Annotated in this window: 17 protein-coding genes and 1 other RNA gene; 6 read left to right on the forward strand and 12 right to left on the reverse strand. The window is 49.7% G+C overall.

What is annotated here, in order from left to right:
- Window positions 1-441: 441 nt before the first annotated feature.
- The gene (locus SPM24T3_RS24270; protein ID WP_009635894.1) at window positions 442-969 is read left to right on the forward strand and encodes a dihydrofolate reductase; all 528 of its coding nucleotides are present in this window, start codon (window positions 442-444) and stop codon (window positions 967-969) included.
- A gap of 46 nt (window positions 970-1015) precedes the next feature.
- Here the strand turns inward: SPM24T3_RS24270 and SPM24T3_RS06335 are convergent, their stop codons facing one another.
- The 4 genes from SPM24T3_RS06335 to SPM24T3_RS06350 all read right to left on the reverse strand — a co-directional run bounded on the left by SPM24T3_RS06335 (window position 1016) and on the right by SPM24T3_RS06350 (window position 5484).
- Complete coding sequence (locus SPM24T3_RS06335) at window positions 1016-1237, reverse strand: superinfection immunity protein (protein ID WP_009635895.1); 222 nt, start codon at window positions 1235-1237, stop codon at window positions 1016-1018.
- 180 nt (window positions 1238-1417) lie between these two features.
- Window positions 1418-2824 (reverse strand): efflux transporter outer membrane subunit, encoded by a 1407-nt coding sequence (locus tag SPM24T3_RS06340; RefSeq protein WP_009635896.1) that lies wholly within the window; start codon window positions 2822-2824, stop codon window positions 1418-1420.
- 6 nt (window positions 2825-2830) lie between these two features.
- Complete coding sequence (locus SPM24T3_RS06345; protein ID WP_009635897.1) at window positions 2831-4390, reverse strand: DHA2 family efflux MFS transporter permease subunit; 1560 nt, start codon at window positions 4388-4390, stop codon at window positions 2831-2833.
- Entirely contained in the window at window positions 4387-5484 is a 1098-nt protein-coding gene (locus tag SPM24T3_RS06350) for an HlyD family secretion protein (RefSeq protein ID WP_009635898.1), read from the reverse strand. Before SPM24T3_RS06350 ends, SPM24T3_RS06345 begins: the two co-directional genes overlap by 4 nt.
- A 147-nt stretch (window positions 5485-5631) precedes the next feature.
- Here SPM24T3_RS06350 and SPM24T3_RS06355 point away from each other — a divergent pair, with 147 nt between their 5' ends.
- Window positions 5632-6333, forward strand: a complete 702-nt coding sequence (locus SPM24T3_RS06355) for a CerR family C-terminal domain-containing protein (RefSeq protein WP_009635899.1) — start codon at window positions 5632-5634, stop codon at window positions 6331-6333.
- Between the two features lie 10 nt (window positions 6334-6343).
- Window positions 6344-7786 (forward strand): protein adenylyltransferase SelO, encoded by a 1443-nt coding sequence (locus tag SPM24T3_RS06360; RefSeq protein WP_009635900.1) that lies wholly within the window; start codon window positions 6344-6346, stop codon window positions 7784-7786.
- A gap of 92 nt (window positions 7787-7878) precedes the next feature.
- On the opposite strand, the gene SPM24T3_RS06365 is transcribed toward SPM24T3_RS06360, so the two are convergent.
- From SPM24T3_RS06365 to SPM24T3_RS06390, 6 genes are all read right to left on the reverse strand, one after another.
- Entirely contained in the window at window positions 7879-8694 is an 816-nt protein-coding gene (locus SPM24T3_RS06365) for a heme ABC transporter ATP-binding protein (RefSeq protein WP_009635901.1), read from the reverse strand.
- A complete protein-coding gene (locus SPM24T3_RS06370; protein ID WP_009635902.1) occupies window positions 8687-9715 on the reverse strand; it encodes an iron ABC transporter permease in 1029 nt (342 codons plus the stop codon). Before SPM24T3_RS06370 ends, SPM24T3_RS06365 begins: the two co-directional genes overlap by 8 nt.
- On the reverse strand, window positions 9712-10542 hold the full coding sequence (locus SPM24T3_RS06375; RefSeq protein ID WP_009635903.1) for a hemin ABC transporter substrate-binding protein: 831 nt from the start codon (window positions 10540-10542) through the stop codon (window positions 9712-9714). The genes SPM24T3_RS06370 and SPM24T3_RS06375 overlap by 4 nt, the downstream gene beginning before the upstream one ends.
- Entirely contained in the window at window positions 10539-11570 is a 1032-nt protein-coding gene (locus SPM24T3_RS06380; protein ID WP_009635904.1) for a hemin-degrading factor, read from the reverse strand. Before SPM24T3_RS06380 ends, SPM24T3_RS06375 begins: the two co-directional genes overlap by 4 nt.
- Window positions 11571-11826: 256 nt before the next feature.
- Entirely contained in the window at window positions 11827-12873 is a 1047-nt protein-coding gene (locus tag SPM24T3_RS06385; RefSeq protein ID WP_009635905.1) for a 3-deoxy-7-phosphoheptulonate synthase, read from the reverse strand.
- A gap of 171 nt (window positions 12874-13044) precedes the next feature.
- Window positions 13045-13866, reverse strand: a complete 822-nt coding sequence (locus SPM24T3_RS06390; protein WP_009635906.1) for a pyruvate, water dikinase regulatory protein — start codon at window positions 13864-13866, stop codon at window positions 13045-13047.
- Window positions 13867-14421: 555 nt separating this feature from the next.
- Between SPM24T3_RS06390 and ppsA the strand changes: the two genes are divergently transcribed.
- The gene (gene ppsA / locus SPM24T3_RS06395) at window positions 14422-16800 is read left to right on the forward strand and encodes a phosphoenolpyruvate synthase (protein WP_009635907.1); all 2379 of its coding nucleotides are present in this window, start codon (window positions 14422-14424) and stop codon (window positions 16798-16800) included.
- A gap of 265 nt (window positions 16801-17065) precedes the next feature.
- Here the strand turns inward: ppsA and rprA are convergent.
- Both rprA and ydiK read right to left on the reverse strand, forming a co-directional pair.
- Window positions 17066-17174, reverse strand: an RNA gene (gene rprA / locus SPM24T3_RS24575) — antisense sRNA RprA.
- A gap of 247 nt (window positions 17175-17421) precedes the next feature.
- Complete coding sequence (ydiK, locus tag SPM24T3_RS06400) at window positions 17422-18519, reverse strand: AI-2E family transporter YdiK (protein ID WP_009635908.1); 1098 nt, start codon at window positions 18517-18519, stop codon at window positions 17422-17424.
- Window positions 18520-18797: 278 nt separating this feature from the next.
- Here ydiK and SPM24T3_RS06405 point away from each other — a divergent pair, with 278 nt between their 5' ends.
- Together SPM24T3_RS06405 and SPM24T3_RS06410 are read left to right on the forward strand one after the other, a co-directional pair.
- The gene (locus SPM24T3_RS06405) at window positions 18798-21851 is read left to right on the forward strand and encodes an FAD-binding and (Fe-S)-binding domain-containing protein (protein WP_009635909.1); all 3054 of its coding nucleotides are present in this window, start codon (window positions 18798-18800) and stop codon (window positions 21849-21851) included.
- Window positions 21852-21936: 85 nt separating this feature from the next.
- Window positions 21937-22296, forward strand: a complete 360-nt coding sequence (locus SPM24T3_RS06410) for a hotdog fold thioesterase (RefSeq protein WP_192807934.1) — start codon at window positions 21937-21939, stop codon at window positions 22294-22296.
- Window positions 22297-22307: the final 11 nt, after the last annotated feature.

Here is a 22307-nt window from a genome sequence, read left to right on the forward strand (position 1 = left end):
TTTATTTAGTTATTATTAACATTGTGCTTTGGCTCGATAAATAGCAGCCAAGTTATAGTAATTAATTGATAATAAATATATTTCAATAGTATCCCCCTCGGATGGATCTCACTGTTCCCCAAAGCTAGTTAAATAATTATTCTATTAATTTCAATATCCTGATTCGTATTCCTCGCCAAACGCGCCGAGTTTATCTTATTATCATACATTCCTATTTTTCTGATTTTACATTAAATTTTCAATCCCAATTTTAACTATTAACTATAATTTGATAATTATGAGCCTATTTATCTGGCCCGTTATTGGGAGGCGGTGTAAATCACCCTATTTATCTAAAGCAGTATCCACGAACAACAAAAAACAAAGTGCAGCATTGGAAAGCCGTACTTATACAGGCCGGGGGAGTAAGGCTAAAAATAAATAAACTTTAAGAGACTTTTTATGACTTTAATTTCAATGATTTACGCTACATCACAAGACAATGTTCTCGGCCTGAAAAATAGTATTCCCTGGCATGTTAAAGGTGAGCAGGAGCGTTTCAAGGCCGTCACCAATAACAAACTCGTTGTCGTGGGCCGCCAGACCTATGAAATCCTACCTTGCTCTATCCCTCAAAAAGACATTATCGTTTTAAGTTCCAATCCACTAAAAGATACTAATGTTCGCAGAGTCTCATCGTTGGAAGAGGCGATACAAATAGCTCAGCATGAGGAGCGATTAGAGCTGGTTATAGCTGGAGGGGCGAAACTTTTTGAGCAAGCAATAGATATTTGCCACGTGATATATAAATCGACGGTGCTGGTTAATGCAATCGGCGATGTTTTCGGCCCGAAAATACCCACGTCTCGATATAAGCTGGTGTGGGTCAAAAATATTAAAGAATCACCTTCTTATTCTTACCAAACCTTTGTGGTGAAAGAACTTGAAAATAAAAAAATCACCCCTGATTTTGGCTTACTCATCCTCTAGGCAGGGGAGTTTGTGAATCTTGATGGGTTGACGACTAAGAGAGTTCTCAGGACTCTTCGGAACAGGCAGGAGAGGGTTGCGGATTGTAGGAAACAGCCCAGAAAAGTGCAGCAATCCAACCAATGACTGTCCAGCCAAGAACCAGATTCAGCCCGAAAATGGCCGGTAAGTTTTTATGTTTTTTATGATCGGCAATCAAGAAAGGCAGGAAATATCCCGCACACGCCAAAATTACGGCAACCGGGATTAGCATTTGGCCAGTAGTCATGAGTAATTCACTGAAAATAATGTGGTAATGCGGCTACTTTAAAATTCTTATTGATGGATTTCAATGGCTAACGCATTTGCTGACAAAATTGTTTATTTTCAGCATGCTCACTGAATTAGCGGAAAATTTTGTACAATCAGGGTAAAACTAGTGTTTTACCCTGATGCCTATTTCAGTGTCTCAAGACTGCCAGCCGAGACCCAAACTTTTCTGTAATGCGACATAATCCAGCGCCAGATCGGTCTGTGACTGGATCCTGTTTTGACTGGCAGTCAGCTCGGTGCGCTGCGTATCCAGCACATCAATCAGGCTGGCAACCCCTGCGCCATAGCGCTGTTGCATCAACTTCTGGTCCCTGCCTGCCGTTTGTTCAACGTTAAGATAGTTAGCCAAGGTTTGCCGCTGTTCGCCGTAGCGTGACAGTGAGCTATTGGCATCGCGCAACGCATCCAGCACGGTTTTATGCCACTGAGCTTCCGCTTCATCGCGCTGCGCCTTGGCGACGTTGATTTGTGAACGAATGCGCCCAAAATCGAGAATATTCCACTGTAACATCGGGATCAGCAACCACGACTGATTGGCGTGATCGAATACCTGACTGCTGCTGTCACTGCTGAATCCAAGGATCCCGCGCAGGGTGACTTTAGGATAAAGGTCGGCTACGTGTTCGCCCACCGTTGCAGTACTGGCTGCCAGTTTCCGCTCAGCATTGCGGACATCTGGGCGACGGCGCAGTAAATCCAGCGGATCGCCTACATCGACCTTTTCAGGTTGTGCAGGCAGCTGAACGGCTCCTGACAATAGCTTATCCAGACTGCCCGGCGTTAAGCCGGATAAAAATGCCAACTGGTCTTTATAGCCATTGATTTCAGCCCGTTGATTAGGAATTTCCGCCTGACTGTTTTCGAATTGAGTTTCGAGTCGATTCACATCGCTATCGTTTGACGCACCACGAGCTTGACGCTGGCGTGTCAAGGTGAGCATCTGCTGCTGAAGCTCGAGGTTTTGTTGCAGATTGGCTAGCTTTTCCTGAGCACCGCAGAGCTGCAAATAATTATTTGCAACCTCTGCGGCTATGGCCACCTGAGTGTCTGCCAGGCTGGCCTCGCTCGCCTGTTGCTGTGCCTGTCCCGCCTCCGTGGTGCGTCGCTGCTGGCCAAATAAATCCAGCTCCCAGCTGGCGTCCAGGCCGCTACTGTAAAGATTTATTGGGTTATCCGTCGACAATCCGGCGCTGTCCGGCAATTTGGCGCGGACCAGAGCGCCGCTGGCATCCAGTTTTGGCAGCTGCTGCGCACGGTCACCGGCCAGAGAGGCCCGGGATTCCAGTAAACGAGCACGAGCGATATCCAGGTCGGGGTTGTGCTCCATCGCTTTCGTAATCAACTGATTAAGGCGATCGTCATTGAAAGCCAGCCACCAGTGCGATTGAACCTGCCCGGTGCTGACGCCAGTATTTGGCAGACGGGCAAATTTGGCGCTTACCGGAAGGGGCGGGGCACCGTGATAGTCTGGGCCAACGCTACAGCCCGCCAGCAGCAACGCCAGGCAGCTTAAAGGCGCGTAATGCATTAATTTGTTGTTCATTATCTGTCACTTATTAGTTAAACGTGGCGCGCGCAACAGCAGCGCCAGTGGAATACAACACACCAGCGCAAGTCCCAGGACATAAAAAGCTTCTGAATAGGTCATCACCAGTGCCTGCTGGGAGATTTCATTTGCCAATTGCCCCATGGCCTGCATTTTTGCATGTACCAGGTCGCCACTCTGACTGAAAAACTGCCCGGTACTGGCCGATATTCGGCTTTCTGCCAGCGGAGAATTGGCGGTCACCGATTCTCTGATCACGTCGTCATGCATTTTTCGCTGCCGATCGATAAAGATCCCCAGCACGGCCAGCCCAACCGAGCCTCCGAGGTTGCGCATCATGTTATAAATGCCCGCTGCATCGGCGACCTCATCGTCGTTGACCGCGGCCATCGACGCCTGATTCAGTGGCATCATCGCCATGATTTGGCCCGCGCCGCGCAGCAGCTGTGACCAGAAGAAATCGTCACCAGTACTTTGCGCCGTCAGTGAGATATCGAGGAAACAGCTGACGGCAAAAAGGACTACCCCGGCGATGACCAGAAAACGGGTGTCAACGCTGCGCAACATTCGCGGCAGGATCGGCATCATCAACAGGCTGGGGATGCCGGAAACCAGCAACACCATACCCGACTGCTGCGCGTTGTAACCGGCGACTCCGCTCAGGAACTGCGGCAGCAGATACAACACACAGTAAAGCCCCATGCCGACTACAAAGACGATCACCAATACGCTGACATATCGCGGGTTGCGCAGCAGTGAGAGTCTGATGACCGGTTTTTTTACGGTAATTTGCGCGATGCTAAGCAAGATAAATCCCATTACCATGGCGATGGTAAGCCAGATAATCAGTGTCGAATCAAACCAGTTGTCGCGCTGGCCTTCTTCCAGCACCACAGTCAGGCAGCTCAGACCCACGCTGAGCCCGATAATGCCCAGCCAGTCGGCTTCGCGGAAGCCTTCCCAATGAGGTTTCTCTTTCGGTAATCCAGTTAGCAGCAAAGTTATCAGGCCGATGCCGACCGGTAAATTGAGGAAGAAACACCAGTTCCAGCTGACGTTTTCGGCGAGCCACCCGCCCAGAACCGGGCCCATAACCGGCCCGAGGATCACGATAACGCCAAATATCGACATCCCGAGGGGGAGTTGTCGTCGCGGCAGACGAGTACGAATAATCATCTGAGCTGTAGGAATCATCGCGCCTCCGGCAAAACCTTGGCCGACGCGGCCAATAATCATCTGGGTCAGGCTGTCTGAAATACCGCAGATCACCGAAAATACGATAAACATCAAGGCGCACCACAGCAGGAAATTTCGCAGTCCCAGCAAGCGGCTAAGCCATGCTGCCAGCGGGATCATCACAATTTCCGACAGCAGATAGCCGGTTGAAATCCAGGTGCCTTCCGTACCCGTCGCGCCAATTTCCCCTTGAATTTGCGGCAGCGCCGAGTTGGTAATGGAAATATCCAGCGTTGCCATCAGCGCTCCCAGCGCGCCGGCAAATACCGCAATCCAGTCCGTTACCGAGGCACTGGCCTGAGTTTCGGGTACAGTTGTGGTGCTCATGGCTGTGCCTGAGTCTGATCAGGATGAGTGTTTACGTCTACCGTGACCGACATTCCTGCCAGCAGGCGTTTTACCTGATTGCTGTGATCGGTAATGCGGATTCGCACCGGGACGCGCTGCACGATTTTGGTAAAGTTGCCGGTGGCGTTATCAGGTGGCAGCAGGGCGAACAGTGAACCGGTGCCCGGCGCGAAGCTGTCTACCACGCCGCTGAAATCGTGGCCCGGGAATGCATCAACGTGCAGCGTCGCGCTCTGGCCGGGAAGCATGTGGGTCAGCTGTGTTTCTTTGAAATTGGCAACGAGATACAAGTCGTTTTCAGGGACTACGGTCAGTAATCGAGTGCCGGGCTGAACGTATTGACCCACGCGAACCGCGCGGTCGCCAACTCTGCCCTCCAGCGTGCTGTAAATCACGGTGCCGCGATAGTCGATAGCCGACTGCGCGCGATTGGCCTGTGCAGAAGCGAGCTGGGCTTTAGCCTGCTCAATTTGCGCATGCATTGAAAGGATTTGTGCCGAAGCTGATTTTACCGCAGCGACATTGGCGTCGAAATCGGCCTGAGCCTGATCGCGGCTGCGGCGCAGTTCGGCCAGTTTTTCCTGATTCTCTGCACCGCTGGCTGCCAGCGGCAGATAGCGTTGATATTCATGATTTGAATAATTGAGCTGCACCTGAGCCGATCGCTGCTGCGCCTGCGCCTGTTCAATCTGCGCATTCTGGCGGTTAATCTCGGCATTGGCCTGATCGATGGCTGCCTGGTCAGCCAAAATATTGGCCGTGGCCTGATTGACCCGAGCCTGATACTGGTCGTCTTCAAGCTGCACCACCGGCTCGCCGGCTTTTACCCACTGGTTGTCTTTAACCAGTACTTTTGTCACATAGCCCGAAACTTTTGGAGCCAGCGTCACACTATCGGCCTGAATGTAGGCATCATCTGTGGATTCGTTAAAGCGGGCGATAAAAAACCAATATAAAAAAGCCAGCAGTAATACCACAGCAACGCCGATGGCCAGTCGCACCAAAATGCGACGTTTTTTCCTGGACTGAGGTTGAACATTTACTGCGGGCGCGGCCTCTGAGGACGCCGTCATGGAGGCTAGTAGCACTGAGTGAACCTTGTGAGTGAAATTATTCCGATTGATATATTTATTCCGAATGAGACATTTATGTCAAGTGATATACTTTTATTATGCAATTTGACTGTTATAATTCGCATGTTTTGCTATTGGAAGAGAGCCATGACTGATAACGCCCTAACTAAACAGCTGCGCCATCCTGATTCCGGGGGCTATGCCCGTGGTGATGAAACGCGGCAACGTATTATCGACAGTGCGATTGTCCTGTTTGGCGAGTTGGGTTTTGAAGGCGCTTCAACCCGCGCTATTGCCAAACATGCAGGGGTCAACACTCCGGCATTGCAGTATTATTTTGAAAATAAAGAAGGGTTGTATGTCACTTGTGCAGAGTTTCTGGCGGATGAGAGCTATGAATGGTTTGAGCCGCTGCTGGAGCGGATGGCGCAAGTTAAAAATCCTGAACCAGAAGCCTGTATCGAGATGTTTTGCCTAATGCTGGATACCGTTCTTGAACGGGTATTGAACAATAATACTGCGCACCAACGTCGCCTGTTTCACGTGCGAATCAAGATGGGGCAGGGGCCGGAAAAAGCAGCCAGCCGTTTCAACGAAAAATTAATCTGCCACATCCATGATGCGGGTGCCAGACTGGTCGCTCGCATCTCGGACACCTCGGTCGATGATGAGCGCACGCAAATCAGATCGCTTTCTCTGTTTGGCCTGGCGACCACGTTTTATACAATGAAACATCCGGTCTACAGCCCAGCCGAAGATGCGAGCCAGTTTCCTGCCGCAAGAATGGCATTGATTAAAAGTACCGTCCGCGAACAGTGTCAGGTTTTGATGCGCAGTTGGATGGTCTAAAGAGGGCGCTATGCCGCAATTCGAACACCAGTATTTCGACCAGTTACCCGGTTTTTATACCGAACTTCAACCAACGCCGTTGCAGGGCGCACGTTTGCTGTATCACAGCGCGCCGCTGGCCGAAGAATTGGGACTTGAATCTTCTCTGTTTACCGTCGAAAACTCGGCTTACTGGAGCGGGGAAAAACTTTTCCCCGGTATGAGGCCGTTAGCGCAGGTCTACAGCGGCCATCAGTTTGGTCAATGGGCCGGGCAACTCGGTGACGGTCGCGGTTTATTATTGGGTGAGCAAAAACTGGCAGACGGCAGTTCTCTTGACTGGCATCTCAAGGGCGCCGGACTGACACCGTATTCGCGCATGGGCGATGGCCGAGCCGTATTACGTTCTGTAGTTCGTGAATTTCTGGCCTCTGAAGCCCTGCATTATCTCGGTGTGCCAACCACTCGTGCGCTGAGCATTGTGACCAGCAATGAGCCGGTTTATCGCGAGCAGGCTGAGCGCGGTGCCATGCTTGTTCGCGTCGCGCCGAGCCATATCCGTTTTGGTCATTTTGAGCATTTTTACTATCGCAAGCAGCCTGAACAGGTGGCGATGCTGGCTGACTATTGCATTGAACATTTTTGGCCGCAGCTGCGCGATGGCGCCGACCGCTATCTGCAATGGTTTACCGATGTCGTGGAACGCACTGCAAGGCTAATGGCTCAATGGCAAAGCGTGGGCTTTGCTCACGGGGTCATGAATACCGACAATATGTCGATTCTTGGCCTGACCATCGATTACGGCCCTTACGGTTTTCTCGATGACTATAAGCCGGATTTTATCTGTAATCATACCGACAGTCAGGGGCGCTACAGCTTTGATAATCAGCCTTCAGTGGCCTATTGGAATTTGCATCGGTTGGCACAATCGCTTTCCGGGCTGCTGTCTACAGAAGAATTACAACAGGCTCTGGCTGCCTATGAGCCGGCGCTAATGATCGAATACGGTAAACTGATGCGTGCCAAGCTGGGCTTCTTTACCGAGAACAAGCAAGACAATAGCGTGCTGACCGGGCTGTTGAGCCTGATGGCCAACGAAGGTCGTGATTACACCCGCACCTTCCGCCTGTTAAGCGAAATTAGGCTTGATGAAGAACGCAGTGCAATGCGCGATGAATTTATCGACCGCGAGGCGTTTGACCTTTGGTATCAAAGTTATCGCCAACGGTTGCTGTTGGAACAGCAGGATGATGCGACTCGCCAACAGGCGATGAAAAAGAGTAATCCGCGTATTATCCTGCGAAATTATTTGGCTCAGCAGGCGATTGAAGGGGCTGAGGCTGACGATATCACCCGTTTGCAGGCGTTGCATCAGGCGTTGCAAGATCCATACAGCGACGACAGCCGTTTTGATGAGTTTGCAGCGCTGCCGCCGGATTGGGGTAAACATCTCGAGGTTTCCTGTTCCAGCTAAGCTAGTTAGAGTCAGCCCAGTTGTTCTAATTCAGGGCAAAAGGGCTGATTGAAACCTGATTATTATCTGATTTTTTCCTGAACTTCTGCGTCTTAATGGCGTAAAAAAACCTGTGGGACGGGGCTTTCAGGATGGGTATTTACGCCAAGGTCGGCACGATACCAGCGCTGTAAAATATCCGCCCGCAGTACTTCTTTGGGCGTTCCCGCCGCAACCAGCTCACCTTGGTGCAACAGTAAGATCCGGTCGGCATAAAGCGCGGCAAGATTAAGGTCGTGCAACACACAGCAAACTGCAAGCGGCGACTGGCGTGTCAACTGATGTAGCAGGCGTAGACTGTGTTGCTGGTGGTAAAGGTCTAGAGCCGAAGTGGGTTCATCGAGAAACAGCCAGCGTGGTACAGGTTGAGTGCTCCACAGTTGAATCAACACGCGTGCAAGCTGCACCCGTTGTTGTTCACCGCCGGAGAGTTGGCGATAATCGCAGTCGGCCAACGTCAGGCAGTCAGTCTGTTCAAGTACCTGCTGCAACGCGTGTTGTAGCTGGGCATTGTTGTGCGCGGAACGACCCAGGCTGATAACTTCTTTGACGCTGTAACCAAAGGCCAGTTCACTGTTTTGCCTCATCACCGCCCTGGTGCGGGCCAGCTCAAGCGGTTCCCAGCTCTGCAATGGTCGCCCCTGCAGATGGCAGCCGCCTGACTCCGGGGTTAAATACCCGGTAAGTAGCCTGAGCAACGTTGATTTGCCTGCTCCGTTAGGGCCGATTAGCGCCACCAATTCACCGCTTTTAAGTTGAAGCGAAATATCATTAATCAGCTTTTTATTGCCCACCGAGTAACTGAGATTATTGGCCTGAAGCAAATTTTTTGTTTGTACTTCGGTGAAATCTGATGCGCTGTCAGTCACGGCGTTGCCCTCCAGCGCATAAAATCAACCACAGGAAGTAAGGTCCACCGAGTAAGGCAGTCAACAATCCCACAGGCATTTCCGCTGGCGCAACCAGCGTTCTCGCTAACGTATCGGCCAGCAGCAAAAGGCACGCACCGCCGAGAGCTGATCCGGGCAACAGCCAGCGGTGGTCGGCACCAATCTGCATCCGCAACAGGTGGGGGATAACCAGCCCAATGAAACCAATAATCCCGCAAACTGCCACACAAGCACCAACCAGCAGGGCACTCAGCAATAAAAGTATGCGCTGAGTCTGGCGAACGTTGACGCCAAGATAATGGGCATCTTCATCGCCAAGCTGCAACAGGTTAAGTTTACGGGCTAAAAACTGAGTCGCAATGCTGGCGGGAACGATAACCGATGCGGCTACCGTTACAGTCGGCCATTGTGCCTGACCCAATGTGCCCATGCTCCAGAGGGAAAACTGGCGCAGCTGGCTGTCGTTGCTGAGATAGGTCAGCACACCGACGGCGGCTCCGCAGATGGCGTTAATGGCAATACCGGCCAGCAATAGCCTCGAAAGTCCGTTATGCCCCATGCGACTAAGCAGGAAAACAATGAAAGAGATTGCCAGACTGCCACAGAACGCGCCAAGCATCTGGCTATACAGCATTAGAAAATTGGGAAGAGAAAACGGAAAGACAATCATCAGCGCGACGAACAATGCTGCGCCGCTGCTAATTCCAAGCAGGCCGGGATCGGCCAGCGGATTGCGAAAAACTCCCTGCATTACCGTGCCAGAGCAGGCCAGCCCACAGCCTACGATGACAGCCAGTAAAACTCGCGGCAAGCGAATGGTGAGCCAAATTTGCCATAATTGCCGATCAAAGGGCTGGTGTAGCAACGTTGTGATAGACAAGGAGACAGCGCCGCTATTGGCGGCCATCAGACTCAATATTACAAGCAGCGCCGTCAGAGCAAGCAAAGTCCAGACTTGAACCGGAATACGCTGATATGCGGGCGTGCTGAGGCTACTCATTTTACTTGTTCCGCTGCCTGACGAAGTTTTGCCAAAGCCATAGGCGTTTCCAGACCGAATCCCAGAAGCGCCATATCATCAACCACCAACACACGTTTGCTACGCCCGGCAGGAGTCATGGCAAGACCCGGAAGTTTCCAGACATTATCAATGCCGCCAAGCGTTTTAACGCCATCGGTTGTTAATAGCAAAAGATCCGGAGCCGCGGCCACGATGCCTTCCTGCGACAGTGGCCGATAGCGGCTAAATCCCTGCATCGCATTTTGCGTTCCTGCAGAGGTCATAATTGCATCGGCGGCGGTGTTTTGCCCCGCAGCCATCGAGCTCATACCGCCGTGACTCATGATAAACAGCACTTTGACATGCAGCAGCGGACCTTTTACTGCGCCAAGCTGGCTAAGATAATCGGCAATTAACTTTTCGCCCTGTGCCTGACGATTTAATGCTGTAGCGATGACTTCAATCTTTTGCACCACGGTATCAAGAGTAGGATTACCCGGCACGCGCACGACTTTGACATTCGTCTGCGCGACCTGTTGCAGCGCCAGAGAGGGCTGCGCTAAATCAGAACTCAGGACCAGCGTCGGTTTGGTAGATAAGATTCCCTCGGCATTCAGCATGCGCATATAGCCAATATCGGGTAATTTCATCGCCTGACTGGGATGAGTGCTGGTGCTATCGCGCGCCACTAACTCATCTCCTGCGCCGAGAGCGTAGACAATTTCGGTCACGTCACCGCCGATGCTGACCACTCGCTCGGCCGCCTGTGCCGAGAAAAATGTGGCCAGACAAAGAGCCGCAATCAGGGGCTTTAGACCGGTTTTCATGCAGCCACGCCTTGTGCAATCAAAGCAGAGATCTGTTCACGCCAGGTGCTTTGCTCAGGCTGGCCTTCAGTTCGTTGGCCAAATAATTGTGCAATTTGGCTGCCGTCAGCGGCAAAAAGCTCGAGGCTAGTGACGAAGCCGTCTTTAGTCGGTTTGCGAGTTACCCAACTTTCAGCAATGGCCGATTCGACCACATGCAGCGTGAAGCGTGAATTAAATACATTGATCCATTCGCCGTGCGGCAGCACCTTTTCAATTTGACCGGTAAAAATTTGTACACAGCCTTTGTTGCTGACAAAAATCATGATTTCATTTTTGTCTTCGCTGGCGGTATTCAAAATTTTGGCCAGCGCACCATTATCCACCCGATAGGCCAGATCATCATCCACCGCGCGAAACGCTTGCTGACGCGTCAGGTTGCGACGGCGCAAAATTTGAAAGAACTGATGAACGTCGGTCATTTTTCGCCATTCAGCGTCTAATCCCTCGGTATCGGCAACTGTCTGAGTGACCGCGTCAGCCGGTGTTATTTGCAGCGCGATAGGCGTTTTTGCCGAATATTGTTCAACCAGCGCCACCCATTTTTCGAGAATAGTTTCTTCAGTTGCGTAGATTTTATGCACCGCATAACCCTGCGCGTCAAAGAATTGCAGGCTGTGGCGAGGGCCTTTCGGTGACTGTTCAGTCAGGGCATAAACTGTTTGCCACTGACTAAGGAACAGGCGCAGATCGAGAGCTCGCGGATTGAGAATCAGTCCGGCATGGCCATTGAGATGCTGATTTTTGTACTCACCCTGCTGCTCGTGAACCGCGTATTCATTGCGGGTAATCGATTTAGTACCGCCCAGGTGTTCAAGCTGAGGGAGCAGGGTGCGCGCGTCAACATCCAGGCGAATCGCATCATGGGACAGGCGCGCTTCGGTCAATTCGGCTTCACTGACACCCAGAATACCGGCTAAATCCCGGGGATATTTTCCTGGGTTTTGTTGTTTAGCTTGCAGATAAGTTTCATAGCTGACTTGGGTCATGAGGGCTCTCGCGAAGAAATAATAGGCACAAAGCCTTTGATGTTAATGGTAATTAATATCACTTTGATAATCATTATCAAATGAATGTCGAGTTACGGCAAGCGATTTTTAATAACATTACGCACTGACAAGTCGCGGCAATAAATGCCCGTGACTCACAGTGACTAAATTATCAGAATATAAAAATACAAAAAGGGGCCACGAGGCCCCTTATATCCGAACGCTCTACGATGACCATAGAGGCTGCATTTATGCATCAGAAACGACTGCGCGTTGCCTCGTCCAGCATCGCCAGAAGAGTTTCAGTATCTTTCCAGCTCAGGCAAGGGTCAGTGATAGATTTACCGTAAACCAGAGGTTCTCCGCTGACAATCTTCTGCGTACCTTCTTCAATAAAGCTTTCCGCCATAATCCCGGCGATACCTGTGCCACCGTTGCGAATTTGCTGGCAAATATCTTCCGCGACCAGTAACTGGCGACGATGCTGCTTCTGACAGTTGCCGTGACTGAAATCCACCACCAGGCGCTGCGGCAAGTCAAACTCGGCAAGGTTTTCGCAAGCCTGAGTGATATCGGCAGCATGATAGTTAGGCGTTTTTCCGCCGCGCATAATTACGTGGCCATAAGGGTTACCGGAGGTGCGGTAAACCGTCATCTGACCGTCTTTGTCTGGTGACAGGAACATGTGGCTGACCCGCGAGGCTCGAATGGCATCGATAGCGATTTGGGTATTGCCGTCGGTGCCGTTTTTAAATCCAACTGGGCAGGAGAGTGCAGAAGCCATCTCACGGTGGATTTGGCTTTCTGTTGTCCGTGCACCAATCGCTCCCCAGCTAATCAAGTCGGCAAAATACTGGCCGATGACCATATCGAGGAACTCGGTTGCGGTTGGCAATCCGATTTCGTTGATAGCCAGCAGTACTTTACGAGCAAGCTCAATCCCGTGATTAACACGGTAGCTGCCATTGAGGTCCGGATCGGAGATTAGGCCTTTCCAGCCAACGACGGTGCGTGGCTTTTCAAAATAGGTGCGCATGACAATCTCGAGACTGTCTTTATACTTCTCGCGCAAAACGTTGAGCTTACCCGCATAATCGATAGCGGCTTCAATATCGTGAATCGAACATGGCCCGACGACAACCAGCAGGCGTTTATCTTCGCCGCTGATAATTTTCTCAATGCGTTGACGCGATTCGGTGACATTAGCTGCAACGGCTGCGGAAACCGGCAATTTTTCAGCCAGCGCCTTTGGTGTTATCAGACTGCTAACACGGGTGGTGCGCAGTTCATCTGTTTGTGACATGTGAATCTCTAAAATTTTGTTCTTCGCAACGGCAGGAGTACCGGGAAGTGATGAATGTCACAATAACGCAAAATCTGATCAATTCAACCGTCGTTGCGAGTTAATCTGGCTTATCTCAATAAATTCCCGCATAAATTGATAATGGTTAATCTATTCATCGCCTAAATAACCCTAGAACATGCGGCGACTCATGCCGAAACTGTCGAGGATTTTTGCTGAAATTTCTTCGACAGAGTAGTTAGTGCTGTTCAGATAGCGAATTTGGTTTTTACGAAACAGTGCTTCAACCTCTGACACCTCTACCCGGCACTGCCTTAATGATGCATAGCGGCTATTTTCAACCCGTTCCTGACGAATTGCCGCCAGTCGTTCAGGATCGATAGTCAGGCCAAAAAGCTTTTGCATGTGAGGCTTAAGTGCTGCAGGTAGCTGAATGTTGTCCATGTCGTCGGCAGTAAAAGGGTAGTTAGCCGCGCGAATGCCAAACTGTAATGCCAGATATAGGCTCGTCGGTGTTTTACCGCAGCGAGACACGCCAAGAAGTATCACCTGTGCCTGTTCAAGGTTTCGCAATGAAATACCGTCATCGTGGGCAAGGGTATAGTCGATAGCCGCAATTCGCGCGTCGTATTTACTGATGTTGCTGGCGGTCAGGCCGTGAGTGCGATTGGCAATCGGCGAGGGTTCGACCCCTAATTCGTTTTGCAGCGGGGCGACCAGTGCCTGAACAATGTCCTGACAAAATCCCTGACTGCTGGCGATGATGTCGCGCACCTCAATGGAGATAATCGAATAAAAGACCAGTGGCCGGACACCGGTCTTTTCATAAATATCATTAATTTGCTGGCACACTGCTTTTGCACGACCTTCATTTTCCACAAAAGGCAGTGAAAAAGTGGTGGCATTGACCGGAAACTGAGACAGCACGGCGTGGCCTAGCACCTCTGCGGTAATGGCGGTGCCGTCTGAAATATAAAATACGCATCTGTCCATGAAGCCCCCGAATGCTTGGTCTTTCACTATACTTTTATTCACCATCCTGGCCCTCACCTCTATTTAAAAAATGGAGTAGGTTAAATCTGCCGAATGTGAAATCTTGCGAATACTCTTTATCAGGATTTTATTATTAACGTGTTTACTCTTAATAAAAAAGCAATGTTAGACATTATTATTGTATTTTCGAGACCTGCCACAAATCCCGTGCAAGAAGTGAAATGATATTTCAAATTTTACGAGAATCCTCGAAGCGTTGGAGCTTGCTTCAGCAGGCTTTCAGCAAACAGTGTAGGGTTAATATGTTCGACGCTTTAACGTCACTGACAGGCTGATTTTCAACAAATTTTCATATTTTTGTGATCTGTATTTAAAATGGATGGGTGATTATTCCTAAAGCCAAAAATATTGATTGGCTGGATCGATTCACCCCTCTTATGGATATGGATCATTATGCTAGTCTGAATTGCTTGGGTAAATTTTGCCCTAAATTTAATGCATTTGTCTTATGACACTTACTCTCTAATTTACGCCCTAAAAAGAAAGGATTGTTTCATGGCCAATCTCGATTCTGATTTGCGCAATGTTATCTGGTATAACCAGTTGGGGATGCACGACGTTGATAAAGTTGGAGGTAAAAATGCCTCTCTGGGTGAAATGATTACCAACTTAACTGACTTGGGTGTTTCTGTGCCCAATGGTTTTGCTACTTCCTCCCAGGCATTCAACGATTTCCTTGATCAAAGTGGCGTTAACAAGCGCATCTATGACTTGCTGGATCAAACCGACGTCGATGACATTACTCAGCTGGCCAAGGCCGGTTCACAGATTAGACAATGGATTGTCGAAACACCTTTCCTGCCTGAAATGGAAAAAGATCTTCGTGCCGCCTATCAGCAGCTTTCTGAAGGTGAGCCCGATGCCTCTTTTGCCGTTCGCTCTTCCGCAACAGCAGAAGATATGCCAGATGCTTCCTTTGCCGGACAGCAAGAAACCTTCCTGAATGTGCACGGGTTTGAGGCGGTATTGACTGCGGTTAAACACGTTTACGCCTCCCTGTTTAACGATCGAGCTATTTCTTATCGTGTTCATCAGGGCTATGACCATCGCGGCGTGGCGCTATCGGCTGGTGTACAACGCATGGTGCGCTCTGACCTGGCCGCAGCGGGAGTAATGTTCACCATTGATACTGAATCAGGATTTGACCAGGTTGTATTTATAACCTCGGCTTATGGTCTTGGGGAAATGGTGGTGCAGGGCGCGGTGAATCCTGACGAGTTCTATGTGCATAAACCGACGCTGGCGAAAAATAAGCCATCAATCGTACGACGCACCATGGGATCGAAAAAAATCCGCATGGTCTATGCCGACAGCCAGGAGCATGGCGAACAGGTACAAATAGAAGACGTGCCTGAAGAGTTGAGCCAGAAATTCTCACTTACAGATCAGGAAATCCAGGATTTGGCCCGCCAGGCGCTGTTGATTGAACAACACTATCAGCGGCCAATGGATATCGAATGGGCGAAAGACGGCCATAATGGCAAGCTATACATTGTACAGGCGCGTCCTGAAACTGTTCGTTCCAACGGTCAGGTTATGGAACGCTACCAACTTAATGGCAAAAGCAAAGTGCTGGTGGAAGGTCGTGCAATTGGGCATCGCATCGGTGCCGGGCCGGTTAAAATTATCCACAACATCAGCGAAATGCATCATGTTAAAGCAGGCGATGTTTTAGTAACCGACATGACGGATCCTGATTGGGAGCCCATCATGAAAAAAGCGTCGGCCATTGTTACCAATCGCGGTGGGCGTACTTGCCATGCGGCAATTATTGCCCGTGAGCTGGGCATTCCTGCGGTAGTGGGCTGCGGTGATGCCACAGAGCGTCTGGCTGAAAATCAGAAAGTCACGGTCTCTTGTTCAGAGGGGGATACTGGCTACGTTTATCAAGACCAGCTCGATTTCAGCATCCAGAGCTCCGAAGTCAATGAGCTCCCTGAGTTGCCGTTAAAAATAATGATGAACATCGGTAACCCGGACCGGGCTTTCGATTTCGCCTGTCTGCCTAATGAAGGCGTGGGACTGGCACGTTTGGAATTTATTATCAATCGCATGATTGGTGTGCACCCGAAAGCTTTGCTGGAGTTCGACAAGCAGGAACCGGCGCTACAGCAAGAAATTAATAAACTTATTCAGGGCTATGACAGCCCGGTAGAATACTATATTGCTCGTTTGACTGAAGGGATCGCGACACTCGGAGCTGCATTCTGGCCGAAACGCGTGATTGTTCGTTTGTCAGACTTCAAGTCCAATGAATACGCCAATTTGGTCGGTGGAGAAAAATACGAGCCGCATGAGGAAAACCCGATGTTGGGCTTCCGTGGGGCTGGCCGCTATGTTTCCGAAAGCTTCCGGGACTGTTTTGCGCTCGAATGCGAAGCGGTGAAACGTGTGCGTAATGATATGGATCTGACCAACGTAGAAATTATGATTCCATTTGTGCGCACCGTTGCACAGGCTGAGGCTGTGGTGACCGAATTAGCGAACCAGGGTTTAAAACGTGGAGAAAATGGTCTTAAAGTCATTATGATGTGTGAAATTCCTTCAAACGCATTGTTGGCTGACCAGTTCCTTGAGCATTTCGACGGATTCTCCATTGGTTCTAATGATATGACTCAGCTCGCTCTCGGACTTGATCGCGATTCTGGCGTGGTTTCTGAACTGTTTGATGAGCGCAATGAGGCCGTTAAAATGCTGCTTTCCATGGCGATAAAATCAGCAAAACGTCAAGGGAAGTATGTGGGTATCTGTGGTCAGGGTCCATCTGATCATCAGGACTTTGCCCAATGGTTGATGGAGGAAGGCATTGATAGCCTGTCGCTTAATCCAGATACTGTAGTTCAAACCTGGTTAGCACTGGGCGAGAAATCTTAATCTCTTAATTATGCAATTTTAGAATTGTAAAGTAGAAATACTGGCCGCAATCATAAATACGATTGCGGCTTTTTTATTCTCTTTTAAATGGGAATGTTTAAATAAATTTATCAATATTATTTCTTCAAAATTCAGAAATCACTACTTAAAAGAGGGGGTTAATTAAAGTGTAACGATATTATTTTAAATTTTAAAATAATATTGTTTTTTCGCACTGTTAATGTGCAAACAACTAATTGTATAGAGAGTGGAAAGGCAGAGGTTAGAAAAAAAAGGCCCGTCTTAAAAGACAGGCAAAGACTACACACAGCAATTCTTTGGGATGTAAGCTTTATAAAAAAGCCTACATATAAATCATGAGGTTGAAATTACAACTGTCATCAATACTAAGATCCCATACTAACTTAGTCTCTAAGAATTATCTTAATAGGATGGTTCAAGTCACTCTGTCAGGAAGGTTTTTTAATTATTATGGCTGTATGTTGTTATATATAACGGATTAATTTATAGCTATAAAATTTAATTTGATAAAAATATTTCAAGCTATGGGTTTTCGGATTTTTATTATTACTGCCCGCTTTGGCGATTTAATTACCAGCGGGCAGGCTAAAAGAGAAAAAATTACTCCCCAAGCAGCTTATTTACTTCCTCTAAATCCTCTTCAGGTTCAGGTGCTTCATTAACCCACAGAGAAATCAGACGATATGACACGGCTAACACGACAGGTCCAATAAATAATCCAATCATGCCAAACGCCACTAACCCGCCGATAACGCCAGAAAGTATCAATAATATTGGCAGGTCTGCTCCCATGTGGATAAGCATTGGACGTAATACGCTATCAAGCGAGGCAACTACGCAGCTCCAAACCAGCAAAACGGTAGCCCAGGTGTTATCACCGGTCCAATAGAGCCAAATGATGGCCGGTATCAGCACCAATAGAGGACCAATCTGCGCCACGCAGCAGACAAACATCACCACGGTTAATAAAGTGGCATATTGAACGCCCACCACGGCCAAGCCAATTCCCCCAAGCACCGATTGTACAATGGCGGTGACAACTACCCCCAGAGCCACGGCGCGAATAGCCTGACCGGCTAAAATTACGGCCGCATCGCCTCGCCCACCTGCCAGGCGAATGGCAAAATGACGAATGCCCATGCCGACGTGTTCACCACGGCTATAAAGCAGGGCGCTGAACAGCAACATTAAAGAACAGTGCAAGAAGAAGCGGCCAATATTGGCGGCCTGTGAAACGAACCAACTGGCAGTCTGGCCGACATAAGGTTGTACTTTTGCTGCCAGCGCACTGCCGCCGCTGTTAATCAATGTGTGCCATCCGTTATAGGTACTTTTGCCGACAAACGGTATTTCGCGCAGCCAGGCAAAGTCGGGCAGGTGAAGTTGAGAAGGATTGCTCGCCAGTCTGGCCAAGGGGGCACTGTTTTCAACTGCGCTGGAAATCAGTAAGGCAATCGGCAAGACAAACAGCAGGATCAATAGGAGCGTCATCACAATGACTGCCAGAATGCGTTTTCCCCATAATAAATTCTGCAGGCGAATCATTACCGGCCAAGTGGCAATGACTATCATCCCGGCCCAGGCAAAACCAAGTATAAAAGGCTTTACCACCCATATACTGGCAATAGTCATCAAGGCTATAAAAAGCACGCCAAACATGATTTGCGGCAAATCATAATTTTTGTTCGGGAGATTCATCAATCATTCATTCTCGTATAAGAAAGCAAAGCAACATGGCCTGATTCAGGCATCAAAAGTTCCTTCTAAGCATGAGGTATTAGCCGAAAATTTCCTATAGGAGCAATGGAATTTTAATTGCACTACGTGCCAAAGTTTATGTTTTATGACAAGCAGACGGAGCGCAGGAAAACGAAGTATGTTAGTTTTTAGGTTGCTTTAGACAGGGTGGATGCGTTTTACGGATCCAGCGGCCGCCTACAGGCCTGCAAACAACAACAAAGACAGAGTCGTAATCAATGATCCCACAAATTTCTCAGGCACCCGGAGTCATTCAGCTGGTGCTCGACTTTTTGGAAGCGTTAAAGAAAGACGGTTTCACGGGCGACATGGCAACAAGCTACGCCGATCGTCTAACTATGGCGACTGACAACAGTGTTTACCAGCTTTTACCTGATGCCGTATTATTCCCGCGAGCCACCTCTGATGTTGCATTACTGGCAAGATTGGCCGGTCAGGAAAGATTCAAATCTCTGGTCTTTACTCCGCGCGGTGGTGGCACAGGAACGAATGGCCAGTCGCTTAATCGCGGGATAGTCGTTGATATGTCGCGACATATGAACCGCATTCTCGATATCGATACTGATGCTGGCTGGGTCAAAGTCGAAGCCGGCGTTATTAAAGACCAGCTTAACGACTTCCTGCGGCCGCTGGGGTATTTCTTCTCGCCAGAATTATCGACCAGTAACCGCGCAACCCTTGGCGGTATGATTAACACTGACGCCTCTGGGCAAGGTTCTCTGGTTTATGGCAAAACTTCCGATCACGTGTTGGGTATTCGCGCAGTGGTGTTGGGCGGCGAGCTGCTGGACACCAAGGCGATCCCGACAGGGCTTGCAGAACAGCTGGGGGAAGAGAACTCCATTATCGGACAAATTTATCGCACCGTGCTGGAAAGCTGTCGCGATAATCGCCAATTAGTGATTGACAAGTTCCCTAAACTCAACCGTTTCCTCACCGGTTATGACCTGCGCCACGTGCTTAGCGACGATCTCAATACTTTCGATTTAACCCGCATCCTGACCGGTTCCGAAGGGACATTAGCCTTTATAACCGAAGCGCGTCTGAATATTACACCAATCCCTAAAGTCAGACGTTTGGTCAATATAAAGTACGATTCGTTTAACTCGGCATTACGCAATGCGCCTTTGATGGTCGAAGCGAAAGCGCTGTCGGTAGAAACTGTCGATTCCAAGGTGCTAAATCTGGCGCGTGAAGACATCGTTTGGCACACCGTCAGTGAATACATTAACGACGTGCCAGGCAAAGACATGCAAGGGCTGAATATTGTCGAGTTTGCCGGTGATGATCAGGCTTTGATCGAAAAGCAGGTCGAATCTTTGTGCGAGCGCCTTGATGGCTTGATACACGAAGAGCAGGGCGGGGTAATTGGCTATCAGATTTGTGCTGACCTCGGCGGCATTGAACGTATCTATAATATGCGCAAGAAATCCGTTGGCCTGTTGGGTAATACCAAAGGCGCGGCAAAACCGTTGCCGTTTGCCGAAGATACCTGCGTGCCACCAGAGCATCTCGCCGACTATATTGTTGAGTTTCGCGCACTGCTTGATAGCCATAATCTCAGCTATGGCATGTTCGGCCACGTTGATGCTGGCGTTTTACATGTGCGCCCCGCGCTGGACATGTGTGACCCGCAACAGGAGATGCTGCTGAAGAAAATTTCCGATGAAGTTGTTGCTTTGACAGCGAAATACGGCGGATTGCTTTGGGGCGAGCATGGTAAAGGTTTCCGCGCCGAATACAGTCCGGCTTTCTTTGGTGAGACCTTGTTCCACGAGCTGCGTCGCATTAAAACCGCTTTTGATCCGGCAAACCGCCTTAATCCAGGTAAGATTTGTTCTGCACTCGACAGCGACGAGCCGATGATGAAGGTGGATGCTGCCAAGCGCGGCACCCTCGATCGTCGAATTCCGGTTGAAGTTCGCACCGCGTTTCGTGGCGCAATGGAGTGTAACGGTAACGGGCTATGCTTTAACTTTGATGTCAAAAGCCCGATGTGCCCGTCTTTTAAAATTACTGGCAGTCGCATTCATTCACCAAAAGGCCGTGCCGGAATGGTACGCGAATGGCTGAGATTACTTTCAGAGCAGGGCGTCGAACCTTTGGCGCTGGAGCAGGCGTTGCCGCAACAGGCGATGAGCTTCAGAACCCTGATTGAGAAAACGCGGAACAGCTGGTATGCCAGCAAAGGCGAGTACGATTTCTCACATGAAGTGAAAGACGCGATGTCGGGCTGTCTGGCCTGTAAGGCCTGTTCCACACAGTGTCCGATAAAAATTGATGTTCCCGGCTTCCGTTCGCGTTTCTTGCAGCTTTATCACACCCGCTATCTGCGCCCTGCCAGCGATTATGTTGTTGCCAGTGTCGAAAGCTATGCTCCGCTGATGTCACGCGCGCCAAAAGTGTTTAATTTCTTCTTTAAACAGCCTTGGGTGCGCGAGCTGAGCCGCAAAAGCGTTGGCATGGTGGATTTGCCGTTGCTGTCTTCCCCGTCTTTGCGTGAGCAACTTTCAGGGCACAGTGCCGCAACTATGACGCTGGAACAGCTTGAGAGCATTGCTCCGGCGGATCGCAGTCAGTACGTGTTAATCGTACAAGATCCGTTTACCAGCTATTACGATGCAAAAGTAGTGGCTGATTTCGTGCGGTTGGTCGAGAAGTTCAACCTCAAACCGGTGTTGCTGCCGTTTTCGCCAAACGGTAAAGCTCAGCATGTCAAAGGCTTCCTGCAACGTTTTGCTAATACCGCGAAAAAGACCTCTCTGTTTCTGAATCGGGTTTCACAGCTTGGCATGCCAATGGTCGGCGTTGATCCTGCGCTGGTTCTTTGTTATCGCGATGAATATAAAGAAATTCTTGGCGAGTCGCGCGGTTCTTTCCAGGTGCAGCTAGTTCATGAATGGTTGATAACTTTGCTGGCCGACAAACCGGAGATGCAGCAGAGCGGCGAATCCTGGTATCTGTTTGGACACTGTACGGAAAGCACCGCGCTGCCGACCAGCGGCAAACAGTGGGGCGACATCTTTGCTCGCTTTGGCGCAAAACTGGAGAGCGTCAGCGTCGGTTGCTGTGGGATGGCAGGAACTTATGGTCATGAAGCGAAAAATATTCAGAACTCATTGGGCATTTATGAGCTTTCCTGGCATCAGTCTTTGCAACGCCTTCCACGCCAACGCTGTCTGGCAACCGGTTATTCCTGCCGCAGTCAGGTCAAACGTATTGAAGGTAATGGATTGCGTCACCCGCTGCAGGCATTGGTTGAACTGATTTAATTTTACCAGAACAGGGGAGATTACCGTGGCACTCTGGAAACGCGAAACCACACTCGATGAACTCAATAAAACCAGCCAGGGATGCATGGTTGGACATATTGGCATCGAGTTTACCTTGCTGGCCGATGACCGGCTGGAGGCGACTATGCCAGTCGACTCACGTACCACACAGCCTTTCAAGCTATTGCACGGTGGCGCATCGGTGGTGTTGGCTGAATCTCTTGGCTCAATGGCGGGATATTTATGCACTCACGGTGACCAGCAAATCGTCGGTATCGAGGTAAATGCCAATCATCTTAAAGCCGCACACAGTGGTTATGTGACCGGAGTTTGCCGCCCCTTACACGTTGGACGACGTAATCAGGTATGGGAAATCAAAATATTCGATGAAAATGAGCAGCTTTGCTGTATTTCCCGGTTGACCACAGCGGTTATCGAACTTTAGAAGTGTTTTAG

The organism is Serratia sp. M24T3 (assembly GCF_000257645.1).
Lineage (GTDB): Bacteria > Pseudomonadota > Gammaproteobacteria > Enterobacterales > Enterobacteriaceae > Rouxiella.

What these genes read in the sequence shown, in the direction of transcription:
- SPM24T3_RS06355 (WP_009635899.1), top strand. Translation starts at nt 5,632, where the DNA reads ATGACTGATAACGCCCTAACTAAACAGCTGCGCCATCCTGATTCCGGG.
- SPM24T3_RS06335 (WP_009635895.1), bottom strand. Translation starts at nt 1,237, where the DNA reads ATGACTACTGGCCAAATGCTAATCCCGGTTGCCGTAATTTTGGCGTGT.
- SPM24T3_RS06360 (WP_009635900.1), top strand. Translation starts at nt 6,344, where the DNA reads ATGCCGCAATTCGAACACCAGTATTTCGACCAGTTACCCGGTTTTTAT.
- SPM24T3_RS24270 (WP_009635894.1), top strand. Translation starts at nt 442, where the DNA reads ATGACTTTAATTTCAATGATTTACGCTACATCACAAGACAATGTTCTC.
- SPM24T3_RS06405 (WP_009635909.1), top strand. Translation starts at nt 18,798, where the DNA reads ATGATCCCACAAATTTCTCAGGCACCCGGAGTCATTCAGCTGGTGCTC.
- SPM24T3_RS06410 (WP_192807934.1), top strand. Translation starts at nt 21,937, where the DNA reads ATGGTTGGACATATTGGCATCGAGTTTACCTTGCTGGCCGATGACCGG.
- ydiK (WP_009635908.1), bottom strand. Translation starts at nt 18,519, where the DNA reads ATGAATCTCCCGAACAAAAATTATGATTTGCCGCAAATCATGTTTGGC.
- SPM24T3_RS06370 (WP_009635902.1), bottom strand. Translation starts at nt 9,715, where the DNA reads ATGAGTAGCCTCAGCACGCCCGCATATCAGCGTATTCCGGTTCAAGTC.
- SPM24T3_RS06385 (WP_009635905.1), bottom strand. Translation starts at nt 12,873, where the DNA reads ATGTCACAAACAGATGAACTGCGCACCACCCGTGTTAGCAGTCTGATA.
- SPM24T3_RS06350 (WP_009635898.1), bottom strand. Translation starts at nt 5,484, where the DNA reads ATGACGGCGTCCTCAGAGGCCGCGCCCGCAGTAAATGTTCAACCTCAG.
- SPM24T3_RS06380 (WP_009635904.1), bottom strand. Translation starts at nt 11,570, where the DNA reads ATGACCCAAGTCAGCTATGAAACTTATCTGCAAGCTAAACAACAAAAC.
- SPM24T3_RS06345 (WP_009635897.1), bottom strand. Translation starts at nt 4,390, where the DNA reads ATGAGCACCACAACTGTACCCGAAACTCAGGCCAGTGCCTCGGTAACG.
- SPM24T3_RS06390 (WP_009635906.1), bottom strand. Translation starts at nt 13,866, where the DNA reads ATGGACAGATGCGTATTTTATATTTCAGACGGCACCGCCATTACCGCA.
- ppsA (WP_009635907.1), top strand. Translation starts at nt 14,422, where the DNA reads ATGGCCAATCTCGATTCTGATTTGCGCAATGTTATCTGGTATAACCAG.
- SPM24T3_RS06340 (WP_009635896.1), bottom strand. Translation starts at nt 2,824, where the DNA reads ATGAACAACAAATTAATGCATTACGCGCCTTTAAGCTGCCTGGCGTTG.
- SPM24T3_RS06375 (WP_009635903.1), bottom strand. Translation starts at nt 10,542, where the DNA reads ATGAAAACCGGTCTAAAGCCCCTGATTGCGGCTCTTTGTCTGGCCACA.